General features: G+C 55.1%; 22 protein-coding genes and 1 other annotated feature. Of the genes, 19 read left to right on the top strand and 3 right to left on the bottom strand.

Features of this window, described 5'->3' with window-relative positions; translation table 11 throughout:
- From dnaA to DSD31_RS00060, 12 genes are all read left to right on the top strand, one after another.
- The gene (gene dnaA / locus DSD31_RS00005; protein WP_004869176.1) at positions 1-1,407 is read left to right on the top strand and encodes a chromosomal replication initiator protein DnaA; all 1,407 of its coding nucleotides are present in this window, start codon (positions 1-3) and stop codon (positions 1,405-1,407) included.
- Positions 1,408-1,411: 4 nt separating this feature from the next.
- Positions 1,412-2,512 carry a DNA polymerase III subunit beta gene (gene dnaN / locus DSD31_RS00010; RefSeq protein ID WP_004869173.1) on the top strand — a complete coding sequence of 367 codons (1,101 nt, stop codon included), beginning with the start codon at positions 1,412-1,414 and terminating at the stop codon, positions 2,510-2,512.
- A gap of 138 nt (positions 2,513-2,650) precedes the next feature.
- Positions 2,651-3,724, top strand: a complete 1,074-nt coding sequence (gene recF, locus DSD31_RS00015; protein ID WP_064357711.1) for a DNA replication/repair protein RecF — start codon at positions 2,651-2,653, stop codon at positions 3,722-3,724.
- Positions 3,725-3,752: 28 nt separating this feature from the next.
- The gene (gene gyrB / locus DSD31_RS00020; RefSeq protein WP_004869170.1) at positions 3,753-6,167 is read left to right on the top strand and encodes a DNA topoisomerase (ATP-hydrolyzing) subunit B; all 2,415 of its coding nucleotides are present in this window, start codon (positions 3,753-3,755) and stop codon (positions 6,165-6,167) included.
- Positions 6,168-6,380: 213 nt separating this feature from the next.
- Positions 6,381-7,193: a sugar-phosphatase gene (gene yidA / locus DSD31_RS00025; RefSeq protein ID WP_004869167.1), complete on the top strand. Its 813-nt coding sequence runs from the start codon at positions 6,381-6,383 to the stop codon at positions 7,191-7,193.
- A gap of 271 nt (positions 7,194-7,464) precedes the next feature.
- Positions 7,465-8,595 (top strand): BamA/TamA family outer membrane protein, encoded by a 1,131-nt coding sequence (locus DSD31_RS00030; protein ID WP_160873578.1) that lies wholly within the window; start codon positions 7,465-7,467, stop codon positions 8,593-8,595.
- Positions 8,596-8,831: 236 nt separating this feature from the next.
- On the top strand, positions 8,832-9,521 hold the full coding sequence (gene dgoR / locus DSD31_RS00035; RefSeq protein WP_004869163.1) for a D-galactonate utilization transcriptional regulator DgoR: 690 nt from the start codon (positions 8,832-8,834) through the stop codon (positions 9,519-9,521).
- Positions 9,518-10,432: a 2-dehydro-3-deoxygalactonokinase gene (locus DSD31_RS00040; protein WP_044346901.1), complete on the top strand. Its 915-nt coding sequence runs from the start codon at positions 9,518-9,520 to the stop codon at positions 10,430-10,432. The genes dgoR and DSD31_RS00040 overlap by 4 nt, the downstream gene beginning before the upstream one ends.
- Positions 10,433-10,573: 141 nt before the next feature.
- Entirely contained in the window at positions 10,574-11,191 is a 618-nt protein-coding gene (locus DSD31_RS00045; RefSeq protein ID WP_004869159.1) for a 2-dehydro-3-deoxy-6-phosphogalactonate aldolase, read from the top strand.
- The gene (dgoD, locus tag DSD31_RS00050) at positions 11,188-12,336 is read left to right on the top strand and encodes a galactonate dehydratase (protein ID WP_004869158.1); all 1,149 of its coding nucleotides are present in this window, start codon (positions 11,188-11,190) and stop codon (positions 12,334-12,336) included. The genes DSD31_RS00045 and dgoD overlap by 4 nt, the downstream gene beginning before the upstream one ends.
- A 175-nt stretch (positions 12,337-12,511) precedes the next feature.
- Positions 12,512-13,849 (top strand): MFS transporter, encoded by a 1,338-nt coding sequence (locus DSD31_RS00055; protein ID WP_071934242.1) that lies wholly within the window; start codon positions 12,512-12,514, stop codon positions 13,847-13,849.
- A gap of 51 nt (positions 13,850-13,900) precedes the next feature.
- Positions 13,901-15,127, top strand: coding sequence for a DUF3748 domain-containing protein (locus DSD31_RS00060; protein WP_113990768.1), 1,227 nt, complete (start codon positions 13,901-13,903; stop codon positions 15,125-15,127).
- Between the two features lies 1 nt (position 15,128).
- Here the strand turns inward: DSD31_RS00060 and DSD31_RS00065 are convergent, their stop codons facing one another.
- Positions 15,129-15,461, bottom strand: coding sequence for a YceK/YidQ family lipoprotein (locus DSD31_RS00065; RefSeq protein ID WP_015585467.1), 333 nt, complete (start codon positions 15,459-15,461; stop codon positions 15,129-15,131).
- Between the two features lie 242 nt (positions 15,462-15,703).
- Positions 15,704-15,777, top strand: a sequence feature (ROSE (Repression Of Heat Shock gene Expression) occurs in the 5'-region of heat shock genes and acts as an RNA thermometer to modulate expression.).
- Here DSD31_RS00065 and ibpA point away from each other — a divergent pair.
- From ibpA to DSD31_RS00080, 3 genes are all read left to right on the top strand, one after another.
- Positions 15,771-16,184, top strand: coding sequence for a small heat shock chaperone IbpA (ibpA, locus tag DSD31_RS00070; protein ID WP_004869150.1), 414 nt, complete (start codon positions 15,771-15,773; stop codon positions 16,182-16,184). It overlaps the preceding feature by 7 nt.
- Before the next feature lie 115 nt (positions 16,185-16,299).
- Positions 16,300-16,728, top strand: a complete 429-nt coding sequence (gene ibpB / locus DSD31_RS00075; protein ID WP_015585468.1) for a small heat shock chaperone IbpB — start codon at positions 16,300-16,302, stop codon at positions 16,726-16,728.
- Between the two features lie 177 nt (positions 16,729-16,905).
- Positions 16,906-18,567, top strand: coding sequence for a putative transporter (locus tag DSD31_RS00080; protein ID WP_113990769.1), 1,662 nt, complete (start codon positions 16,906-16,908; stop codon positions 18,565-18,567).
- On the opposite strand, the gene DSD31_RS00085 is transcribed toward DSD31_RS00080, so the two are convergent.
- Positions 18,535-19,281 (bottom strand): GntR family transcriptional regulator, encoded by a 747-nt coding sequence (locus DSD31_RS00085; RefSeq protein ID WP_004869145.1) that lies wholly within the window; start codon positions 19,279-19,281, stop codon positions 18,535-18,537. The genes DSD31_RS00080 and DSD31_RS00085 overlap by 33 nt on opposite strands.
- Before the next feature lie 298 nt (positions 19,282-19,579).
- On the opposite strand from DSD31_RS00085, the gene DSD31_RS00090 reads away from it, so the two are divergent.
- The 4 genes from DSD31_RS00090 (at position 19,580) to DSD31_RS00105 (ending at position 23,329) form a co-directional block, all read left to right on the top strand.
- Entirely contained in the window at positions 19,580-21,202 is a 1,623-nt protein-coding gene (locus DSD31_RS00090) for an alpha-glucoside-specific PTS transporter subunit IIBC (RefSeq protein WP_004869143.1), read from the top strand.
- Complete coding sequence (locus DSD31_RS00095; RefSeq protein ID WP_004869142.1) at positions 21,199-22,521, top strand: 6-phospho-alpha-glucosidase; 1,323 nt, start codon at positions 21,199-21,201, stop codon at positions 22,519-22,521. The genes DSD31_RS00090 and DSD31_RS00095 overlap by 4 nt, the downstream gene beginning before the upstream one ends.
- 108 nt (positions 22,522-22,629) lie before the next feature.
- Entirely contained in the window at positions 22,630-22,977 is a 348-nt protein-coding gene (locus DSD31_RS00100) for a YidH family protein (RefSeq protein ID WP_113990770.1), read from the top strand.
- Complete coding sequence (locus DSD31_RS00105; protein ID WP_113990771.1) at positions 22,967-23,329, top strand: DUF202 domain-containing protein; 363 nt, start codon at positions 22,967-22,969, stop codon at positions 23,327-23,329. Before DSD31_RS00100 ends, DSD31_RS00105 begins: the two co-directional genes overlap by 11 nt.
- 47 nt (positions 23,330-23,376) lie before the next feature.
- Here DSD31_RS00105 and dsdA read toward each other — a convergent pair whose 3' ends face one another.
- Positions 23,377-24,705, bottom strand: a complete 1,329-nt coding sequence (gene dsdA, locus DSD31_RS00110; RefSeq protein ID WP_086815643.1) for a D-serine ammonia-lyase — start codon at positions 24,703-24,705, stop codon at positions 23,377-23,379.
- Between the last annotated feature and the right edge of the window lie 2 nt (positions 24,706-24,707).

Raw genomic sequence — 24,707 nt, forward strand, 5'->3', positions numbered from 1 at the left:
GTGTCACTTTCGCTTTGGCAGCAGTGTCTTGCCCGATTGCAGGATGAGTTACCAGCCACAGAATTCAGTATGTGGATACGCCCGTTGCAGGCGGAATTGAGCGATAACACGTTGGCACTGTATGCGCCAAACCGTTTTGTGCTCGATTGGGTAAGGGATAAATACCTCAATAATATCAATGGACTCCTCAATGATTTTTGCGGTGCTGATGCCCCACAGCTGCGATTTGAAGTCGGGACCCGCCCGGCGGTGCAGGCGCAACGCGGTGCGGTAAATACGCATGTCGCGACCGCTACACCGGCAGCGCAGGTTCAAACGGCGCGCGTCGCGCCCACGATCGTGCGTCCTGGCTGGGATAACGTCCCGGCCCCGGCGGAGCCGACCTACCGCTCTAACGTCAACGTTAAGCACACCTTCGACAACTTTGTTGAAGGTAAATCTAACCAGCTGGCTCGTGCGGCGGCGCGTCAGGTTGCCGATAACCCGGGCGGTGCATATAACCCTCTATTCCTTTATGGCGGTACCGGTCTGGGTAAAACCCACCTGTTGCACGCGGTTGGTAACGGCATTGTTGCGCGCAAACCCAACGCCAAAGTGGTCTATATGCACTCGGAGCGTTTTGTTCAGGACATGGTTAAAGCGTTACAGAACAACGCTATTGAAGAGTTTAAACGCTACTACCGCTCCGTCGATGCCCTGCTGATCGATGATATTCAGTTCTTTGCCAATAAAGAGCGTTCTCAGGAAGAGTTTTTCCACACCTTTAATGCCCTGCTGGAAGGTAATCAGCAGATCATTCTCACCTCGGATCGCTATCCGAAAGAGATCAATGGTGTTGAGGATCGTCTGAAATCCCGCTTTGGCTGGGGGCTGACGGTGGCGATCGAGCCGCCTGAGCTGGAAACCCGTGTTGCGATCCTGATGAAAAAAGCCGACGAAAATGACATTCGTCTGCCGGGAGAAGTGGCCTTCTTTATCGCCAAGCGTCTACGCTCTAACGTACGTGAGCTGGAAGGGGCGCTGAACCGCGTTATCGCCAATGCCAACTTTACCGGCCGGGCGATCACCATCGATTTCGTGCGCGAAGCGCTGCGCGATCTGCTGGCGCTGCAGGAAAAACTAGTCACCATCGACAATATTCAGAAGACGGTGGCGGAATATTACAAGATTAAGGTAGCGGATCTGTTGTCGAAACGCCGCTCCCGTTCGGTGGCGCGTCCACGCCAGATGGCGATGGCGCTGGCGAAAGAACTGACCAACCACAGTTTGCCGGAAATCGGCGATGCGTTTGGCGGTCGCGACCATACCACCGTGCTACACGCCTGTCGTAAGATTGAGCAGCTGCGTGAAGAAAGCCACGATATCAAAGAAGACTTTTCCAATTTAATCAGAACATTATCCTCGTGACGCTATGAAATTTACCGTAGAACGTGAACATTTATTAAAACCGCTGCAACAGGTGAGCGGTCCCTTAGGGGGTCGTCCGACGCTGCCAATTCTCGGTAACCTGCTGCTTCAGGTCTCGGATGGCGCGCTGTCGCTGACCGGTACGGACCTCGAAATGGAAATGGTGGCGCGCGTTGCGCTGATTCAACCCCATGAGGCGGGTGCAACGACCGTTCCGGCGCGAAAATTCTTTGATATCTGCCGCGGCCTGCCCGAAGGCGCGGAGATTGCCGTTCAGCTGGAAGGCGATCGGATGCTGGTGCGTTCCGGACGCAGCCGTTTTTCGCTGTCGACCCTGCCCGCTGCCGATTTCCCGAATCTTGATGACTGGCAGAGTGAAGTTGAATTTACCCTGCCGCAGGCGACCATGAAGCGCCTGATTGAAGCCACGCAGTTTTCGATGGCGCATCAGGATGTGCGTTATTACTTAAACGGCATGCTGTTTGAAACCGAAGGTGACGAACTGCGTACCGTTGCCACCGACGGACACCGTCTGGCGGTCTGTTCAATGCCGCTGGGTGAATCGTTGCCGAATCACTCGGTGATCGTGCCGCGTAAAGGGGTGATTGAGCTGATGCGCATGCTTGATGGCGGCGATACGCCGCTGCGCGTGCAGATTGGCAGCAACAATATTCGCGCCCACGTCGGTGATTTTATCTTCACTTCGAAGCTGGTTGACGGTCGTTTCCCTGATTATCGCCGGGTATTGCCGAAGAATCCGGATAAACATCTGGATGCGGGCTGCGATATTCTTAAGCAGGCCTTTGCCCGCGCGGCGATTCTGTCGAACGAAAAATTCCGCGGCGTGCGTCTCTATGTCAGCGAAAATCAGCTGAAAATCACCGCCAATAACCCGGAACAGGAAGAAGCGGAAGAGATTCTCGACGTTTCCTACTCCGGCAGCGAGATGGAAATCGGCTTTAACGTCAGCTATGTGCTGGATGTGCTTAATGCGCTGAAGTGCGAAAATGTGCGTATTTTGCTGACCGATTCGGTATCGAGCGTGCAGATTGAGGATGCGGCGTCACAATCGGCAGCCTACGTTGTCATGCCCATGAGGTTGTAGAAAATATCGGGCTATCTTACTTGTTATTCTGGCTCCGGGCAGTGCTCGCAATCCTCACGTACTGTAGTACGCTGCGGTTGCTGCGCGCTGGCCGTAACCAGACTAACTGCGACGATAACGCCCTGGCTATGAGTTGATATGTCGCTATCCCGACTCCTGATTAAAGACTTCCGCAATATTGAAGATGCGGATCTCGCTTTATCTCCTGGCTTTAACTTTCTGGTTGGCGCCAACGGCAGCGGCAAAACCAGCGTGCTCGAGGCCATCTATACGCTCGGCCACGGTCGGGCGTTTCGCAGCCTGCAAATTGGCCGGGTGATTCGCCATGAGCAGGAGTCGTTCGTGCTACACGGGCGCCTGCAGGGCCAGGAGCGCGAAATCTCTATCGGCCTGACTAAAGATAAACAGGGCGACAGCAAGGTCCGTATTGACGGTACCGACGGCCACAAAGTGGCTGAACTGGCACACCTGATGCCGATGCAGCTGATTACGCCGGAGGGGTTTACATTACTCAACGGCGGCCCCAAATACAGAAGAGCGTTCCTCGACTGGGGATGCTTTCACAACGAAGCCGGATTCTTTACTGCCTGGAGCAATCTGAAGCGCTTGTTGAAGCAGCGTAATGCCGCGCTGCGCCAGGTTGGCCGCTATGCGCAGATACGTCCCTGGGATCTGGAACTGATACCGCTGGCGGAACAAATCAGCCGCTGGCGTGCCGAATATAGCGCCGCTATCGTCGAAGACATGGCGGATACCTGTAAACAGTTTTTACCTGAATTCTCTCTGACCTTCTCCTTTCAGCGCGGCTGGGAGAAAGAAACGGATTATTCCGAAGTGCTGGAGAGAAACTTCGAGCGTGACCGCATGCTGACCTATACCGCCCACGGCCCGCACAAAGCGGATTTCCGCATTCGTGCCGATGGTGCGCCGGTCGAAGATACTTTGTCACGTGGGCAGCTTAAACTCCTGATGTGCGCGCTACGACTGGCGCAGGGTGAGTTTTTAACCCGTGAAAGCGGGAGACGCTGTCTGTATCTGATAGATGATTTTGCCTCGGAACTTGATGATGCGCGGCGCGGACTGCTTGCCAGCCGCTTAAAAGCCACGCAGTCACAGGTTTTCGTCAGCGCGATCGGCGCTGAACACGTAATGGACATGTCGGACAAAAATTCGAAGATGTTCACCGTGGAAAAGGGTAAAATAACGGATTAACCTAAGTTTAAATGAGCGAGAAACGTTGATGTCGAATTCTTATGACTCCTCCAGTATCAAAGTCCTGAAAGGGCTGGATGCGGTGCGTAAGCGCCCGGGTATGTATATCGGCGACACGGATGACGGCACCGGTCTGCACCACATGGTATTCGAGGTTGTGGATAACGCTATCGACGAAGCGCTCGCAGGTTACTGTAAAGACATCGTTGTCACTATCCATAGCGATAACTCTGTCTCCGTACAGGACGATGGCCGCGGTATTCCGACCGGTATTCACCCGGAAGAGGGGGTGTCGGCAGCTGAAGTCATCATGACCGTACTGCACGCAGGCGGTAAATTTGATGATAACTCCTATAAAGTCTCCGGTGGTCTGCACGGCGTGGGCGTCTCTGTCGTTAACGCCCTGTCACAGAAACTGGAGCTGGTGATTCAGCGCGATAACAAGATTCACCGTCAGATCTATGCCCACGGCGTACCGCAGGCACCGCTGGCCGTCACCGGTGATACCGAAAAAACCGGTACCATGGTGCGTTTCTGGCCGAGCTATGAAACCTTCACTAACGTCATCGAATTCGAATACGAAATCCTGGCAAAACGCCTGCGTGAGCTGTCATTCCTGAACTCAGGGGTGTCTATCCGCCTGCGCGACAAGCGTGATGGCAAAGAAGACCATTTCCACTACGAAGGCGGCATCAAGGCGTTCGTTGAGTATCTCAACAAGAACAAAACGCCGATCCACCCGAATATCTTCTACTTCTCCACCGAAAAAGACGGTATTGGCGTAGAAGTCGCGCTGCAGTGGAACGATGGTTTCCAGGAGAACATCTACTGCTTTACCAACAACATTCCACAGCGCGACGGCGGTACGCACCTGGCGGGCTTCCGTGCGGCGATGACCCGTACCCTGAACGCCTATATGGATAAAGAGGGTTACAGCAAAAAAGCGAAGGTCAGCGCCACCGGCGACGATGCGCGTGAAGGCCTGATTGCCGTGGTTTCCGTGAAGGTTCCGGATCCGAAGTTCTCCTCACAGACCAAAGACAAACTGGTCTCCTCCGAGGTGAAGACGGCGGTAGAGCAGCAGATGAACGAACTGCTGAATGAATATCTGCTGGAAAACCCGTCTGACGCCAAAATCGTGGTTGGCAAAATTATTGATGCGGCCCGTGCGCGTGAAGCCGCGCGTCGTGCGCGTGAAATGACCCGCCGTAAAGGTGCGCTGGACCTGGCTGGCCTGCCGGGCAAACTGGCAGACTGCCAGGAACGCGACCCGGCGCTCTCCGAACTGTACCTCGTGGAAGGGGACTCGGCGGGCGGTTCTGCGAAGCAGGGCCGTAACCGTAAGAACCAGGCAATCCTGCCGCTGAAGGGTAAAATCCTCAACGTCGAGAAAGCCCGCTTCGATAAAATGCTCTCTTCTCAGGAAGTGGCGACGCTGATTACCGCGCTTGGCTGCGGCATCGGTCGCGACGAGTACAACCCGGATAAACTGCGTTATCACAGCATCATCATCATGACCGATGCGGACGTCGACGGCTCGCACATTCGTACTCTGCTGTTGACCTTCTTCTATCGTCAGATGCCGGAAATTGTTGAACGTGGCCATGTCTACATTGCACAGCCGCCGCTGTACAAAGTGAAGAAAGGCAAGCAGGAACAGTACATCAAAGACGATGAAGCGATGGATCAATACCAGATCTCTATCGCCCTTGATGGCGCAACGCTGCACACCAATGCCAGCGCCCCGGCCCTGGCGGGTGAACCGCTAGAGAAACTGGTTGCCGAGTTCAATGCGACGCAGAAAATGATTGTTCGCATGGAACGTCGCTTCCCGAAAGCGCTGCTGAAAGAGCTGATTTATCAGCCGACGTTGAACGAAGCCGATCTGTCTGATGAGCAGACCGTGACCCGTTGGGTGAATTCGCTGGTGACCGACCTGAATGAGAAAGAGCAGCACGGCAGCCTGTGGAAATTCGATGTTCACGAAAATGCCGAGCTGCATCTGTTCGAACCGGTTATCCGCGTGCGTACCCACGGGGTGGACACCGACTATCCGCTGGATCACGAGTTTATCACCGGCGGTGAGTATCGTCGTATTTGCACGCTGGGTGAGAAACTGCGTGGGCTTATCGAAGACGACGCGTTTATCGAACGTGGCGAACGCCGCCAGCCGGTGGCCAGCTTCGAGCAGGCGCTGGACTGGTTGGTGAAAGAATCCCGTCGTGGTCTGTCTATCCAGCGCTATAAAGGGCTGGGCGAGATGAACCCGGATCAGCTGTGGGAAACCACCATGGATCCGGATAGCCGCCGTATGCTGCGCGTGACCGTGAAGGATGCGATTGCTGCCGATCAGCTGTTCACCACCCTGATGGGCGATGCCGTAGAACCGCGCCGCGCCTTTATCGAAGAAAACGCCCTGAAAGCGGCGAACATCGATATCTAAGCTTATCTGCTGGTCCCCGGTGGCGCGATGCCGGCCGGGGCGACGGAATATGCTGTCCGGATAGGGTGCCTGGCGCCACTATCCGGGCGTTCCGCTGGCCTAAAAGAGGAATTCCTCGTTTCGATCCTATCCTCGTTTTCCCCTTCTTCTGTTGCTGTTTTTTGAGCGGAATCGCGTTAGCATGGCCCAGGACTCATCTTACCTGGGGATCTCATGGCTATAAAACTGATTGCAATTGATATGGACGGTACGCTGCTGCTGCCTGACCATACCATCTCTCCTGCTGTTAAAACCGCGATTGCCGCGGCGCGCGCGCGTGGCGTCAACGTTGTGCTCACCACCGGCCGTCCGTATGCCGGTGTGCATAGCTATCTGAAAGAGCTGCACATGGAACAGCCGGGAGACTACTGCATCACCTACAACGGCGCATTAGTACAGAAGGCAAGCGACGGCAGCACCGTGGCGCAAACAGCGCTGAGCTATGATGACTACCGCTATCTTGAACAGCTTTCCCGCGATGTCGGCTCCCACTTCCATGCTCTCGATCGCAATACGCTGTATACCGCGAACCGCGATGTGAGCTACTACACGGTGCATGAATCCTACGTGGCGACGATTCCGCTGGTCTTCTGCGAAGCAGAAAATATGGACCCGAATATCCAGCTGCTGAAGGTGATGATGATCGATGAGCCGGCAATCCTTGACCAGGCTATCGCCCGTATCCCGGCGGAAGTCAAAGAGAAGTATACCGTGCTGAAAAGCGCGCCGTACTTCCTCGAAATCCTCGATAAGCGCGTCAATAAAGGAACCGGCGTGAAGTCTCTGGCCGATGCGCTGAATATCAAGCAGGAAGAGATCATGGCGATTGGCGATCAGGAAAACGACATTGCGATGATTGAGTTTGCTGGCGTCGGCGTAGCGATGGATAACGCGATTCCGACCGTGAAGGAAGCCGCTAACTTCATCACCAAATCGAACCTTGAAGATGGTGTAGCCTGGGCGATTGAGAAGTACGTTTTATCCTGACCCGATCTTCAGGCCCGATGATTTCGGGCCTGACTCCACCTTGACGATGCCTAAAATGAACCACTTCGTCATTTTTTGCCTCACTGCACGCCAGTCCGCACAGAAGTCTCCCCTTCATTATTGCAAATTCGATAAGCTTTCCTTCTTAAATTGATGAATCCGTACCGCCCTCGAAAAGTCATGCTGGATGCCAACTATACTCAAACCCGACGCGATTTCGCATTGCGGGCCGTCATCACCTTTATCCCGGAGAGAAACGTTTTTGAGCACGCTGCGTAGCGTCATTCTGTGTTGTACCGCATGCTCTTTTATCGGGCAGGCGCAGGCGCAAGCATTGAGCCGGGAACATATTGATGACTGGTTAAAAAACCTGGGCGCCAGCGACCAGTTCGATGCTTCGAAAGGGATCGACTGGGGCGTAATGCCCGGACCGTTCTACACGCCGGAGCTCGGTCTGGGAATCGGCACCGCGATTGTCGGCATGTATCGTCCCGATCCCGCCGATACCGTTAGTCAAAACTCGACGTTAACGCTCAGCGGTTACGCCAGTTCCACCGGCGCCTTTGGTATTAGCGTAAAAAACTACGCCTTTTTTGCCGACGATCTCTGGCGCATCTTCGTCGAAGGTTCGCTGGCCAATACGCCAACCTATTACTGGGGACAAGGTTTCACTGCTGCCGATAATGACGGTGGCAAAGAGAAATATACCGCGCAGGTACTGACGCTGCGGCCCACCGTGTATCGACAGCTGGTGGACAATGTGTATCTTGGCGTGGGCTGGTCACTGGCCGCCCAGAATGCCGATGAGATGGACCGCGACAATTTGCCCAAAATTGAAAGCACTCCTCAGGGGCCCTCGGTATTCAGCTCTGGCTTCAGCATCGATGTGAACTGGGACGATCGGGATTTTGTTCCGAACCCTCGTCAGGGCCAGTATGCGGACCTCCGCTATACCCACTATGCTCCGGGGCTGGGGAGCGATACCCGATTTGATGAATGGCATCTTCACTACAGCCGCTACACCGCGCTCAGCGAAAAAAGCGTCCTGGCCTGGGAGGCCGACGGAGTATTTACTCAGGGCGATGTCCCCTGGAGCATGCTGCCGCTTCTCGGCAGCGATGAACGCATGCGCGGTTATTATCAGGGGCGCTATCGCGATAAAAATGTGCTGAGCGCCCAGCTGGAGTATCGTCGCCAGCTGACCTGGCGCCATGGCATTGTTGCCTGGGTTGGCGCAGGGACGATGGGACCTTCCGTTGATTCTCTGAATGACGGCCGTTGGCTACCGACGGCGGGCGTTGGCTATCGCTTTGAATTTAAACCTCGGGTGAATATTCGCCTGGACTATGGTATCGGCAAAGGCAGCAGCGGCTTTTACTTCCAGGTTGGTGAAGCCTTCTGATCGTTTTGTACCTCGCCCTCTTATTCTGACTTCCCTTCTGACTGCGGCCTTCCGGTTCGCTTTTTTTATTTTATCAATTGTTCTTTTTGTGATCTAAATTGTAGTACAACATTGTTGTTTGGTACTACTATGTGGCACAGCAGATGGCGAAGAGCATCACGTTTGTACTGCAAAGGTGAGGTAAAAACCGGCAGTCAGGGTAAAGTAAGGCAGAGTGACTTCTTAAAGGACATGCCATGAACCTGACTAAAACCGACCGCATCATAGTGACGCTGGGTCGCCAGATTGTAGGGGGCAAGTACGTTCCCGGATCGGCACTGCCGGCTGAAGCGGAACTGTGTGAAGAGTTTGAAACCTCACGCAATATTATTCGCGAAGTGTTTCGCTCTTTGATGGCGAAGCGGCTGATTGAAATGAAGCGTTATCGTGGTGCTTTCGTCTCGCCGCGTAACCACTGGAATTACCTGGATACCGAGGTGCTGCAGTGGGTGCTTGAGCATGATTACGACCCGCGCCTTATCGGCGCTATGAGCGAAGTCCGTAACCTGGTTGAACCGGCCATCGCCCGTTGGGCTGCAGAGCGCGCAACCTCGAGCGATTTGGCACAAATTGAAGATGCGCTCAACGACATGATCGCCAACAACCAGGACCGGGACGCGTTTAACGAAGCCGACATTCGCTATCACGAAGCGGTGCTGCAGTCGGTCCATAACCCGGTGTTACAGCAGCTGAGCGTGGCAATCAGCTCGCTGCAGAGAGCGGTATTTGAACGAACCTGGATGGGGGATGAAGGCAACATGCCGAAAACCCTCCAGGAACATAAGGCGCTGTTTGATGCCATCCGGCATCAGGATAGCGAAGCGGCGGAGCAGGCGGCGCTCACCATGATCGCCAGCTCAACACGAAGGCTGAAGGAAATCACATGACATCTCGCTACATCGCAATTGACTGGGGATCGACCAATCTGCGCGCCTGGCTTTATCAGGGCGATGAATGCCTGGAGAGCAGGCAATCAGAAGCTGGCGTCACTCGCCTGAACGGCAGGTCCCCGGCGGCGGTGTTTAGCGATATAACCGAAAACTGGAGCGATGGCGCGACTCCGGTAGTGATGGCGGGAATGGTGGGCAGTAACGTGGGATGGAAAACCGCCCCTTATCTGCCGGTTCCCGTCAGTTTTTCGGACATTGGTCAGCAGTTGACGGCCGTTGGCGACAATATCTGGATTGTCCCAGGCCTGTGCGTCTCTCGTGATAATCACCATAACGTGATGCGCGGTGAAGAGACGCAGCTGCTCGGAGCGCAGACCCTTTCATCCACTTCTGTTTATGTTATGCCCGGCACCCATTGTAAATGGGTGCAGGCCGACAGCCAGCAGATCCATGATTTTCGCACCGTCATGACCGGTGAACTGCATCATCTGCTGCTGCGCCATTCTCTGGTCGGCGCAGGGTTACCGGAGCAAATATTCGCACCCGCCGCATTCCGTGCCGGGCTCGATCGCGGGCTGACGTCTCCTGACGTATTGCCACAGCTTTTCGAGGTTCGTGCGGCCCATGTGCTGGGTTCGCTTCCACGTGAGCAGGTCAGTGAGTTTTTATCCGGCCTGCTGATTGGCGCTGAAGTGGCCACGATGAGTGAACAGTTTGCCGGGTCGCAGGCGATAACGCTGGTTTCAGGATCGTCGTTGGCCTCGCGCTACGTTCAGGCATTTCATGCTCTTGGGCGCGACGTGGCGACGGTTGATGGCGATGCGGCATTTCAGGCGGGTATACGCTTCATTATTCAATCTGCCTCCTTGCTAGATCCGGGCGCGATTCGTCCCGCTCCTTATCCCTGACGCGCCCGCTGGGCGCAGTGTTCCAGTCTGTTCCTGAGCGACGGGGCTACCCGATCGCTGAATTGAGTGTACGTCTGAGGATTTTCAGGCGGGCGTCTTGACGCATTCTTAATGGCTTTGTGTAACTAAGGAGCATCGCAAATGCAGTGGCAAACAAAGATTCCACTCATCGCAATTCTGCGCGGCGTGACGCCGGAAGAGGCGCTGGCCCACGTTGGCGCAGTGATTAACGCCGGATTCGACGCCGTCGAAATCCCGTTGAACTCTCCCCGTTGGCAGCAGAGCATTCCGGCGATTGTTGAGGCGTTTGGCGAACAGGCGCTGATTGGCGCAGGTACCGTGCTGCAACCGGAGCAGGTTGATGAACTGGCGAAAATGGGCTGCCGGCTTATTGTGACGCCCAACATTCAGGCAGACGTCATTCGCCGGGCGGTGGGCTACGGCATGACCGTCTGTCCGGGATGCGCTACGGCTACCGAAGCCTTTACCGCGCTTGACGCAGGCGCGCAGGCGCTGAAGGTCTTTCCATCCTCTGCGTTTGGGCCGGACTATATCAAGGCGCTGAAAGCCGTATTACCGCCGGAGATTCCTGTGTTCGCCGTTGGCGGTGTAACGCCGGAGAATTTGTCGCAATGGATTGATGCCGGTTGTGCCGGTGCCGGGCTGGGCAGCGATCTTTATCGCGCCGGACAGTCCGTCGAGCGTACCGCCCAGCAGGCAACCGCATTTGTTAAAGCGTATCGGGAGGCAGTGCAATGAAAATAACCAAACTCACCACCTATCGTTTACCCCCGCGTTGGCTGTTTCTGAAAATTGAAACGGATGAAGGCGTTGTTGGCTGGGGTGAACCGGTGATTGAAGGACGTGCGCGTACCGTGGAAGCGGCCGTTCACGAGCTAGGGGAATATCTGATTGGCGCGGATCCGGCACGCATCAACGATCTGTGGCAGGTGATGTACCGGGCCGGTTTTTATCGCGGTGGCCCCATTCTGATGAGCGCCATTGCCGGTATTGACCAGGCGCTGTGGGATATCAAAGGTAAGGTGCTGAATGCGCCGGTCTGGCAGCTAATGGGAGGCCTGGTACGTGACAGCATCAAAGCTTACAGCTGGGTGGGCGGCGACCGTCCTGCTGAAGTCATTGATGGTATTAAAAAGCTGCGTGAAATTGGTTTTGATACCTTTAAATTAAATGGCTGTGAAGAGATGGGCGTGATTGATAATTCACGCGCGGTGGATGCGGCGGTGAATACCGTGGCGCAAATTCGTGAAGCGTTCGGCAACGAAATTGAATTTGGTCTCGATTTTCATGGCCGCGTTAGCGCCCCGATGGCCAAAGTTTTAATTAAAGAGCTGGAACAATATCGCCCGCTGTTTATTGAGGAGCCGGTGCTGGCAGAGCAGGCGGAATATTATCCGAAGCTGGCGGCACAAACGCATATTCCTATTGCGGCCGGTGAGCGGATGTTCTCACGTTTTGAGTTTAAACGTGTGCTGGAGGCGGGGGGGCTGGCTATTCTGCAGCCGGACCTGTCACATGCCGGCGGTATTACTGAATGCTATAAAATCGCCGGGATGGCGGAAGCGTACGATGTGGCGCTGGCGCCGCATTGCCCGCTGGGACCCGTGGCGTTGGCTGCCTGCCTGCATATCGATTTTGTCTCGCGCAATGCGGTATTCCAGGAGCAAAGCATGGGGATTCATTACAACAAGGGTGCCGAGCTGCTTGATTTTGTGAAGAATAAAGAGGACTTCAATATGACCGGCGGTTTCTTTAAACCGTTAATGAAGCCGGGGCTGGGCGTAGAAATTGATGAGGCCCGGGTAATCGAACTCAGCCAAAATGCGCCGGACTGGCGTAACCCGTTGTGGCGGCATGAGGATGGCTCCGTCGCGGAATGGTAAATGCTCTTCATATTTCACGCCACAGGTGCGTTGGCTGCGATTGCGCACCCCGGTCACTTACTAATGTAAGCTCCCGGGGATTTGCAATCTTGCCGCCTTCCTGCAACGTGAACTATTTAGAGCATTCGTAAGCAAAAATATAAATTTTAAATACACCCTCTGTAAACTACAGGGCATGGTGAGCGGCTTCGCTATGCCCAAAATCTGGAGACAGATTGCTATGGATATTTCAGTAACTGCTGCAAAACCTGGGCGTCGTCGTTATCTGACGCTGGTTATGATCTTTATTACCGTCGTCATTTGCTATGTTGACCGCGCCAATCTCGCCGTAGCATCCGCCCATATTCAGGAGGAGTTTGGGATCACTAAAGCGGAAATGGGCTACGTTTTTTCTGCTTTTGCCTGGCTTTATACACTTTGCCAGATTCCTGGCGGCTGGTTTCTGGACCGGGTTGGCTCGCGTCTGACCTACTTTATTGCGATCTTCGGCTGGTCGGTGGCCACCCTGTTTCAGGGGTTTGCCACCGGACTGATGTCATTGATTGGTCTGCGGGCGATTACCGGAATATTTGAAGCGCCGGCCTTTCCGACCAATAATCGGATGGTGACCAGCTGGTTCCCGGAACATGAACGTGCTTCCGCGGTGGGGTTTTATACTTCCGGGCAGTTTGTCGGACTGGCTTTCCTCACGCCGCTGCTGATCTGGATTCAGGAAATGCTAAGCTGGCACTGGGTATTTATCGTGACCGGCGGCATCGGTATTGTCTGGTCATTAATCTGGTTCAAGGTCTATCAGCCGCCGCGTCAGACGAAAAGCATCAGCAAAGCGGAGCTGGATTATATTCGCGACGGCGGTGGCCTGGTGGATGGCGATGCGCCCGCGAAAAAAGAGGCGCGACAGCCGCTGACCAAAGCCGACTGGAAGCTGGTCTTTCACCGTAAGCTGATAGGCGTTTATCTGGGGCAGTTTGCCGTGACGTCCACGCTCTGGTTCTTCCTGACCTGGTTCCCGAACTACCTGACGCAAGAGAAAGGTATTACCGCTCTGAAGGCCGGCTTTATGACCACGGTGCCTTTCCTCGCCGCATTCTTTGGGGTTCTGCTCTCCGGCTGGCTGGCCGATCGACTGGTGAAAAAAGGTCTCTCGCTTGGCGTGGCCCGTAAAACGCCGATTATCTGTGGTTTGCTGATTTCAACCTGCATCATGGGTGCGAACTACACCAATGACCCGGTGTGGATCATGGTACTGATGGCGGTGGCGTTTTTCGGTAACGGTTTTGCCTCTATTACCTGGTCGCTGGTCTCTTCGCTGGCACCGATGCGTCTGATTGGCCTGACGGGCGGGGTATTTAATTTCGTGGGAGGGCTGGGAGGGATTACCGTTCCGCTGGTTATTGGTTATCTGGCTCAGGACTATGGCTTTGGCCCGGCCCTGGTCTATATCGCTGCGGTCGCCTTGATGGGCGCCCTGTCCTATATCCTGCTGGTGGGCGATGTTAAACGTGTAGGCTAATCCTGTCCGATGCTATACCCTGATGTGAACGTTGTGCATCAGGGTATCTCTATGAAACAAGTCACCTTTGCTCCCCGCCATCATCAGCTAACCAACACGCGCACCTGGACTGCGGACAGCCAGTGGCTGGTTTTTGACGTTCGTCCGTCGGGAGCCTCCTTTACCGGGAAGACGATTGAACGGGTCAATGTGCAAACCGGGGCCGTAGAGATCCTCTATGGTGCGCAACACGGGGCTCATGTCGGTGTGGTGACCGTTCATCCTGCGATGGATAAATATGTCTTTATACACGGTCCGGAACATCCGGATGAAAACTGGCAATATGATTTCCACCATCGTCGCGGCGTGGTGACGTATCAAGGCGCGACGCACAACCTTGATGCGATGGATATCACCGCACCGTATACGCCGGGTGCGCTGCGCGGCGGCACTCATGTCCATGTCTATAGCCCAAACGGGCAGTTCGTCAGCTTCACCTATAACGATCATGTCCTGCATCAACGCTCGGCCTCCCTTGACCTGCGAAACGTCGGCGTCGCGACCCCTTATGGCCCGGTCACGCCGCGCGGGCAGCATCCGCGTGAATATGGCGGCAGCCACTGGAGCGTTCTGGTCAGCCGAACAACGCCGACGCCGGTGCCGGGCAGCGATGAGATTAACCGTGCATACGAAGAAGGCTGGGTGGGGAACCACGCGCTGGCCTTTATCGGCGATACGCTGTCGATCAATGGCGCCAGAATCCCTGAGCTGTTTATTGTGACGCTACCGGAGAGCGAGCAGGACTGGAAGCAACAGGGCGATGCACCGCTGGCCGGTACGGAGACCACCATGCCTGCACCGCCGGCCGGAGTAATGCAGAGACGTTTAACCTTTACCCACCATCGACGCTATCCGGGGCTGGTCAATACGCCGCGGCACTGGGTGCGGGCCAACCCGCAGGCAACGCAGATTGCCTTCCTGATGCGCGACGAGGCGGGAGTGGTGCAGCTATGGCTGATTTCACACCAGGGGCGCGATCTGCGGCAGCTAACCCACAATGTTAATGATATTCAATCGGCTTTTAACTGGCACCCGTCAGGGGAGTGGCTGGGATTTGTGCTGGATAACCGCATGGCTATCTGTCATGCCCGGAGCGGTGAAATTACATTTTTGACTGCCGATCATGAAAACCCACCTTCAGCGGATGCTGTGGTGTTTTCACCGGACGGGAAACACCTTGCCTGGATGCAAGATGTGAATGGCTATCGACAGCTGTGGATAACCGACGTCGAGTTTTAAATCAAGGCGCTGGCATTGCCGCTGGTGGAATCACGGCGTTGGTCGCCAGCGAGTCCTTCTCGCTTTTCTCGACGCGTGATTTTATCGAGCTGTCGGTACGGAACATATCCCACGGCAGCAGCAGCGTGTCCATCACCGCGGTGAAGGGCATATCGAGTGCGACCAGGGATTTTGTTCCCCAGTTGGCATCACTGTTACCCAGCATTTGCGCGCTGGCGCGAGTTCCCGGATAGCTTCCTTCCTTTCCGCCGGTATGTGACATCACGCTGGAGCAACCGCTCAGACCAACCATCCCGCTGAACAGGATCAGCTTTAACAGACCGCTTTTCATCATTCTTCCATCGTTGTTTCGGGCATTGAGGTAACCGTTATATCGGTTATATCGAGCCATTCCATGAATGCCTAGCGTTATTGCACCGCACTGTGGCAGGCATCGCATTTTGCCTTTTGTGCTTTCCACCCAGTCTAAGCAATCGACAGGAAACTGCAAAAAAAAATGGTTTTTGGCGCTTGAAAACGGCGGAATGAGCCACATTTTAGCAATGTGACCCGATGAGGATACGCCTGCGGGGTATTCCGGGTAATAACGACCTGTCCATGATGGAAGGTCATAAATTCTCGCTGATTTCAGGAGCTTTTTATTATGCGTAATTTCGATCTTTCTCCGCTGTATCGTTCTGCTATTGGTTTTGACCGCCTTTTTAATCTGTTAGAAAACAATCAGAGCCAGAGTAATGGCGGCTACCCTCCGTATAACGTTGAGCTGGTAGATGAAAACCATTATCGCATCGCTATTGCCGTGGCCGGTTTTGCCGAGAGCGAACTGGAGATCACCGCGCAGGATAATTTGCTGGTCGTCAAAGGCGCCCATGCAACCGAGCAGAAAGAACGTACCTATCTTTATCAGGGCATTGCGGAACGCAACTTTGAGCGCAAATTCCAGTTGGCGGAAAATATCCATATCCGCGGTGCAAATCTGGTGAACGGCCTGCTGTATATCGATCTGGAACGCGTGATTCCGGAAGCAGACAAACCGCGCCGTATCGAAATTAACTAATTTTATCCGGGTCGCCGTGCGGCCCGATACTGCAAACTTGCTCGCCGTCAGGGGGCAAATGCGAATCCACAGGATTTGCAGAGATTAACTCGCTTCATAGAAGGAGAAATACATTATGCGTAACTACGATTTATCCCCACTGCTGCGTCAATGGATCGGTTTTGACAAACTGGCCAATGCACTGCAAACCACCAGCGAAAGCCAGAGCTTCCCGCCGTATAACATTGAAAAAAGCGACGATAACCACTATCGCATTACCCTTGCGCTGGCCGGTTTCCGTCAGGAAGATCTGGATATTCAGCTGGAAGGGACGCGCCTGAGCGTGAAAGGTACGCCGCAGCAGGCTGACAAAGAGACGAAATGGCTGCACCAGGGGTTAGTCAGTCAGGCCTTTAGCCTGAGCTTTACCCTGGCTGAAAATATGGAAGTCTCCGGCGCTACCTTCAATAACGGGTTGCTGCACATTGATTTAACCCGTAACGAGCCGGAAGTGGTTATCCCGCAGCGTATCGCGATTAGCGAGCGTCCGGCGCTCGACAGCTAAGTCGACACGACAGATAAAGCCCCGATCATCGGGGCTTTTTTTTGGCCGTTATAAAGGGCGTCCCGCCGTTTTTCGCCGATCCAGGCCCGCCGATTATTGTGCGCCAGGCTGCATACAGGCCCGGAGGCTTAAGCCATAATCCATGATATTGATAATGTTATTCACAGGGAACAGACGATGAGTGATATAGCATTGACCGTCAGCGTTCTGGCGCTGGTGGCGGTAGTCGGATTGTGGATCGGTAATGTCAAAATTCGCGGCGTCGGGTTTGGCATTGGCGGCGTACTGTTTGGCGGCATTATCGTTGGCCACTTTGTGGACCTGGCGGGTATCGCTCTTAGCAGCCCGATGCTGCACTTCATTCAGGAATTTGGCCTGATTCTCTTCGTGTATACCATCGGCATCCAGGTGGGGCCGGGTTTCTTCGCCTCTCTGCGCGTCTCCGGGCTACGGCTCAATCTCTTTGCCATCCTGATTGTCATCCTTGGGGGGCTGGTGACCGCAGTGCTGCATAAGCTCTTTGATATCCCGCTGCCGGTGGTGCTCGGTATTTTCTCTGGTGCAGTCACTAATACGCCAGCGCTGGGGGCCGGGCAGCAAATTCTGCGCGATCTGGGCGTACCGTTTGACGTTGTTGATCAGATGGGGATGAGCTATGCCATGGCCTATCCGTTTGGTATTTGCGGCATTTTGCTGACTATGTGGCTGGTGCGTCTGTTCTTTCGCGTTAACGTCGAAAAAGAGGCTCAGCAGTTTGATGAGAGCAGCGGAAACGGACACGCGGTTCTGCAAACGATTAACGTCCGGGTTGAAAACCCGAACCTGAACAACATGGCGATTCAGGACGTGCCGATGCTCAACAGCGATAAGCTGATTTGCTCCCGTCTTAAACGTGACGAGCTGCTGATGGTGCCGGCTCCGGGGACCTTAATTCAAACCGGCGACCTCCTGCACCTGGTCGGGCGCCCGGAGGATTTGCATAACGCGCAGCTGGTTATCGGCAAGGAAGTTTCCACCTCGCTTTCAACCCGCGGCACGGATTTGAAAGTTGAGCGGGTGGTGGTCACCAATGAGAAGGTATTAGGTAAGCGGATCCGCGACCTGCATTTTAAACAGCGCTATGACGTGGTGATTTCGCGGCTTAATCGCGCTGGGGTTGAGCTGGTAGCCAGCAGCCATGCCAGCCTGCAGTTCGGTGATATTCTTAACCTGGTTGGCCGCCCGGAAGCCATTGATGCGGTTGCCGCCGAGCTGGGTAACGCACAGCAAAAATTGCAGCAGGTTCAGATGCTGCCGGTGTTTATCGGTATTGGCCTCGGGGTTTTACTGGGGTCTGTTCCGCTGTTTGTTCCCGGCTTCCCGGTGGCGTTGAAGCTGGGGCTTGCCGGTGGACCCCTGATTATGGCGCTGATCCTCGGGCGAATCGGCAGTATCGGGAAGCTCTACTGGTTTATGCCGCCGAGCGCCAACCTCGCGCTCCGTGAGCTGGGGATTGTGCTCTTTCTGGCGGTCGTCGGGCTGAAGTCCGGCGGTGATTTTGTCGTCACGCTGACCGCAGGCGACGGGCTGAGCTGGATAGCCTACGGCATTTTTATTACCGCAATTCCGCTGCTAACGGTTGGCATTCTGGCGCGGCTGCTGATGAAGATGAACTACCTGACCCTGTGCGGCATGCTGGCCGGGTCGATGACCGATCCACCGGCGCTGGCGTTCGCCAACAACCTGCATGCCACCAGCGGAGCCGCGGCGCTCTCGTATGCCACGGTCTATCCGCTGGTGATGTTTTTGCGCATCATTACGCCGCAGCTACTGGCCGTGTTGTTCTGGGGGATGAGTTAACGGCGTCTCCAGGTGGACGCGCCGCAGATGGTAGTCCACCTGGTATTCACTGGCGTTGCGGAACATCACCGAATAGTTCAGAAACTCACCGCTGTCGCTGTAGGAAAGCGAGGTAATCCGCAGCAGCGGCGTCTGTTCCGGGACATTCATTGACCGGGCCAGCTGCTTGTCCGCCAGCACCGGCGTCAGGCTTTCATAGTTGCCGCTAATGGTTATCCCGCACTCTTTCTCAATGTAATCGAATTTTGACCCTTCCAGATGCACCAGCGACAGGTTACGGAACAGTTTGACCGGCATATAGCTGTCTTCCAGCATCAGGGGTTTGCCGTCCACGTAACGTACCCGGCGCGAGAAGTAGATCCGTTCATTGATTTGTATTCGTAGCTGGCTGGCAATTGCCGGCGGCGCCGGCATGACTTCGAATATCAGCACCTCGCTTACCACCTCTTTACCCTGCTTGCGTAACACTTCCGCCAGACCGGTGAGGTTAGTGGTCTCGTGATGCACATCTTTGCGGGCGACAAAGGTACCGGATCCGTGGCGGCGAACGACCAGTCCCCAGCTAATCAGCAGTTCGATAGCTTTACGGATTGTCATCCGCGCCACGCCGAACTCTTCCGCCAGTTTTTTCTCTCCCGGCAGCGGGCTGCCGATATTGAAATCGGAGGAATTTAACCGAAGGCGCAATCTGTCTGCGATGGATTTATAGATCACCAGTAGACCTCTGTTCCACTTTTCAAAAGGGAAGGTTAACAATGTGTATTGTTAATAATATCTTTAAATACATAAAGATATGATTTGTTCATTCTGCTGTTTTAATCAGCGCAATTCATGATGTCTATTTTTAACTCAAAAAGTAGACAACATTGTGGAAATTAAAACCATGAATGCGATCACGAATCGCAACGCCATCGCATGTTGTCGGACGGGTAAATTCCTATTCTCGCTTTAGGCCGATACTCAAGACAAATAAGGCCTCTTACCCTACTGGTTGTTAAATGAGGATTTTAAAATGCTCAGTCAAATACAACGTTTTGGCGGTGCCATGTTTACCCCGGTTTTACTGTTTCCTTTCGCCGGGATCGTGGTGGGTATTGCCATTATGCTGCGCAACCCGATGTTTGTCGGCGAAGCGCTTACAGCACCTGATAGTTTATTTGCCCAGATTGTTCACATTATTGAAGAAGGCGGCTGGACGGTATTTCGTAACATGCCGCTGATTTTCGCCGTCGGCTTACCGATTGGCCTCGCGAAGCAGGCGCAGGGACGAGCTTGCCTTGCCGTGCTGGTGAGTTTCCTGACGTGGAACTACTTCATCAACGCCATGGGCATGACCTGGGGCCACTTTTTCGGCGTCGATTTTTCGGCCGACCCCACGGCCGGTAGCGGCCTGACGATGATTGCCGGCATTAAAACGCTGGATACCAGTATCATCGGCGCGATTGTGATTTCCGGGATCGTCACCGCGCTACATAACCGCTATTTTGATAAACCGCTGCCGGTGTTTCTCGGTATTTTCCAGGGCTCTTCATTTGTCGTTATCGTTGCCTTCCTGGCGATGATCCCCTGCGCCTGGCTAACGTTACTGGGGTGGCCAAAGGTGCAGATGGGCATTGAATCGCTGCAGGCTTTTTTACGCTCTGCCGGGGCGCTAGGGGTCTGGGTCTATATTTTCCTTGAGCGCATTCTGATTCCCACTGGCCTGCATCACTTTGTCTACGGACCGTTTATTTTTGGCCCGGCGGTGGTGGAAGGCGGTATCCAGGTCTACTGGGCCCAGCATCTGCAGGAGTTCAGCCAGAGTACGGAACCGCTGAAAGCCCTGTTCCCGGAAGGCGGTTTTGCCCTGCATGGCAACTCCAAGGTCTTTGGTTCGGTCGGGATTGCGCTGGCGCTCTATTTCACCGCCGCGCCGGAAAACCGCGTCAAAGTGGCCGGGTTGCTGATTCCGGCGACGCTGACCGCCATGCTGGTGGGGATTACCGAACCGCTGGAGTTCACCTTCCTGTTTATCTCCCCGCTGCTGTTTGCCGTGCACGCGGTGCTGGCGGCCACGATGGCGACGGTGATGTATATGTGCGGGGTCGTCGGCAACTTCGGCGGTGGTCTGCTTGACCAGTTCCTGCCGCAAAACTGGATCCCCATGTTTCACAACCATGCCTCGATGATGTTCATCCAGATAGGGATCGGGGTGTGCTTTACCGCTATCTACTTCGTTATCTTCCGCGCCCTGATCCTGCGTCTGAATCTGAAAACTCCGGGCCGCGAAGAGAGTGAAATCAAACTCTACAGCAAAGCGGATTATCAGGCGGCGCGCGGCAAAACCAGCGCCGCGGGTGCCACAGAGTCCAAATTAGGCCAGGCCGCAGGCTTTCTGCAGGCGCTGGGCGGCGCAAGCAATATCGAATGCGTCAACAACTGCGCCACCCGACTTCGCATCACGCTGGTCGATATGGCGAAAACACAAAGCGACGACGTCTTTAAAGCGCTGGGCGCTCACGGGGTGGTGCGTCGCGGTAACGGGATTCAGGTCATCGTGGGCCTGCATGTTCCCCAGGTTCGCGACCAGCTGGAATCCCTGATGAAAAATTCTCTACAGACCGAACAAACCACCATGACGGAGGCAGTATCATGAAAAAATTCTCAGTTGTTATCGCAGGCGGCGGCAGTACATTCACACCAGGTATCGTATTGATGTTGTTAGCAAACCAGGACCGTTTCCCGCTGCGGGCACTGAAATTTTATGACAACGACGGCGCGCGTCAGGAGACCATCGCCGAAGCGTGTAAAGTGATTCTTAAAGAGCAGGCGCCGGAAATTGAGTTCAGCTATACCACCGACCCGCAGGCGGCCTTTACCGACGTGGATTTTGTTATGGCGCATATTCGCGTTGGCAAATACCCGATGCGTGAAAAAGATGAAAAAATCCCGCTGCGCCACGGCGTGCTGGGTCAGGAAACCTGCGGACCTGGCGGTATCGCCTACGGCATGCGCTCTATCGGTGGCGTGCTGGAACTGGTGGACTATATGGAAAAATACTCGCCGAACGCCTGGATGCTGAACTACTCCAACCCGGCGGCAATTGTCGCGGAAGCCACGCGCCGCCTGCGTCCGAATGCGAAAATCCTGAATATCTGCGATATGCCGATCGGCATTGAAGGGCGCATGGCGCAAATTGTCGGCCTCAAAGATCGTAAACAGATGCGGGTGCGTTACTACGGGCTGAACCACTTCGGCTGGTGGACGTCGATTGAGGATCTGCAGGGTAACGACCTGATGCCGAAACTGCGCGAACATGTGGCGAAATATGGTTATGTGCCGCCTTCTAACGATCCGCATACCGAAGCCAGCTGGAACGATACCTTTGCCAAGGCGAAAGATGTGCAGGCGCTGGATCCGGATACCATGCCAAACACCTACCTGAAGTATTACCTGTTCCCGGATTACGTCGTTGAGCACTCCAACCCGGCGCGTACCCGCGCTAACGAGGTCATGGATCACCGCGAGAAAAATGTCTTTAGCGCCTGTCGGGCAATTATTGCCGCGGGTAAATCTTCTGCCGGCGATCTGGAGATCGACGAGCACGCTTCATACATCGTGGATCTGGCGACCGCCATCGCCTTCAACACCCAGGAGCGCATGCTGCTGATCGTACCGAACAATGGCGCTATCCATAATTTTGACGCCGATGCGATGGTGGAAATTCCGTGCCTGGTCGGCCATAACGGGCCAGAGCCGCTGACGGTCGGCGATATTCCGAACTTCCAGAAAGGGATGATGAGCCAGCAGGTGGCGGTAGAGAAACTGGTGGTGGATGCCTGGGAACATCGTTCTTATCACAAGCTGTGGCAGGCGATTACGCTGTCGAAAACCGTGCCCAGCGCATCTGTCGCGAAAGCGATACTCGACGACCTGATTGAGGCCAACAAAGACTACTGGCCGGAACTGCATTAATCCTCACCTCAACCGGCATCCATCGGGTGCCGGTTCTTGCGCTGCTCCCCTGTTCGTTACAAATTACGCTATGCTGAAGCCTGCTCGCGCTACGAACAAGGAACCCTGATGAAAATTTCTCGCGTCGGCGAAGCGCCGGATTACCGCTTCTCGCTGGCCAACGAACGTACTTTTCTGGCGTGGATCCGCACGGCATTAGGTTTTCTTGCCGCCGGGGTTGGCTTAGATCAGCTGGCGCCGGATTTTGCCACGCCGCTGATTCGCGAAGTGCTGGCGCTATTGCTGTGTCTGTTTGCCGGCGGCCTGGCGATTTATGGCTACCTGCGCTGGTTGAGTAACGAAAAAGCGATGCGCCTGAAGCAGGATCTGCCCTACACCGGAACGCTGCTGGCGATCAGTCTTTTGCTGGTGATTGTGGTGGTGGTGGTGATGGGTCTGGTTATGTATGGCGGATAAGCGCCGGGCGCGGCGGGAAAGCGATCCGGGGCTGCAGCCGGAACGGACATCGCTGGCCTGGTTTCGAACGTTGCTGGGCTACGCGGCGCTGATGGCGCTGGCGATTAAACATAACTGGAATAGCGCGGGGGCGCTGTTCTGGCTATCGATTGGCGTCCTGGCGATAGTAGCTGTTGTGCTGTGGGGCTATACGCGGCGCCGTAATCTGATGGATGTTGACGAGAGTGATTTTGTTCAGCCGCAGGCGATACGTGACAAGTTTTTCATTGCCGTCGCCGTTCTTTCACTGTCGCTGATGTTTGCGGCTACGCATCTGCGGCAGATCGCGTTATTTCTGCAGAGTGTGACATAGCGGAAAGTGGGCCCAACGGCGTATCCTCCGCCGCTGAGCCCGTGGTATTAACGCCCTTTTGCCAGGTACTGCGCCATCTCTTCTTCCGGCACCATGCCGCCGCCGGTCGCCCAGACCAGATGCGTGGCGTTGTCCATCTGGCGGGTCGTGAAGCCGTGCATCTGCTGATATGTCTCGCTGGCGCAAACGCGCTGCGGTCCGGCCATACCGGCCAGCGCGGACGGCTCCAGGCGAATATTTTCAGCTTGCGCCAGCCAGCCCAGCATGTCGTACATCGTCTGGTCGCTGAGGGTATAGAAGCCATCCAGCAAACGCTCCATGGCCCTGCCGACAAACCCGGAAGCCCGACCAACGGCCAGGCCGTCGGCGGCAGTCAGGTTATCAATACCCAGATCCTGGACCGAAATCTCATCATGCAGGCCGGTATGGACGCCGAGCAACATACAAGGAGAGTGCGTGGGTTCAGCGAAGAAACAGTGTACATGGTCGCCGAAAGCCAGCTTCAGACCAAACGCAACCCCGCCAGGGCCACCGCCGACGCCGCACGGCAGATAGACAAACAGCGGATGATCGGCATCGACCACGCGTCCCTGGCGGGCAAACTGCGCTTTCAGGCGCTCGCCTGCGACGGCATAGCCGAGGAACAGCGTGCGTGAGTTCTCATCATCGATAAAGAAGCAGTTGGGGTCCGCTTCGGCGGCTTTACGCCCCTGCTCGACCGCGACGCCGTAATCCTGTTCGTATTCAACCACCGTAACGCCGTGGCTGCGCAGCTTCGCTTTTTTCCATGCCCGGGCATCGGCAGACATATGCACAGTGACGTTAAAACCGATACATGCGCTCATGATGCCAATCGACATCCCCAGGTTGCCGGTGGAACCGACGGCGATGCTGTACTGGCTAAAGAACTGCTTAAATTCCGGGGTCAGTAGCTTGCGATAGTCATCTTCGGTGGCAAGTAACCCCGCTTCCAGCGCCAGCTTTTCAGCGTGGGTCAGCACCTCGTAAATACCGCCGCGGGCCTTGATGGAGCCGGAAATCGGCAGATGACTGTCTTTTTTCAGCAGCAGGTCGCCGCTGACGGGCCGGGCAAACGCCTGCTCCAGCCGTGCTTTCATTGCCGGGATAGCGACCAGTTCGGATTCGATAATCCCACCGGTGACGGCGGTTTCCGGGAATGCCTGCGCCAGATATGGCGCAAAGCGCTCAAGGCGGGCACGGGCGTCCTGGACATCGTCGGCCGTCAGGCCAACGTACGGTAAACCTTCCGCCAGCGAAGTGGTTGCCGGGTTAAACCAGGCGGTTTCTTTCAGGTCAACCAGATCCTTCAGCAGAGGGAACCGGGCAAGTAAAGTGGTCATGTCAGCGTTTTTCATAT

The sequence above is a fragment of the Klebsiella sp. X13 genome (genome assembly GCF_003323835.1).
GTDB lineage: Bacteria > Pseudomonadota > Gammaproteobacteria > Enterobacterales > Enterobacteriaceae > Klebsiella > Klebsiella ornithinolytica.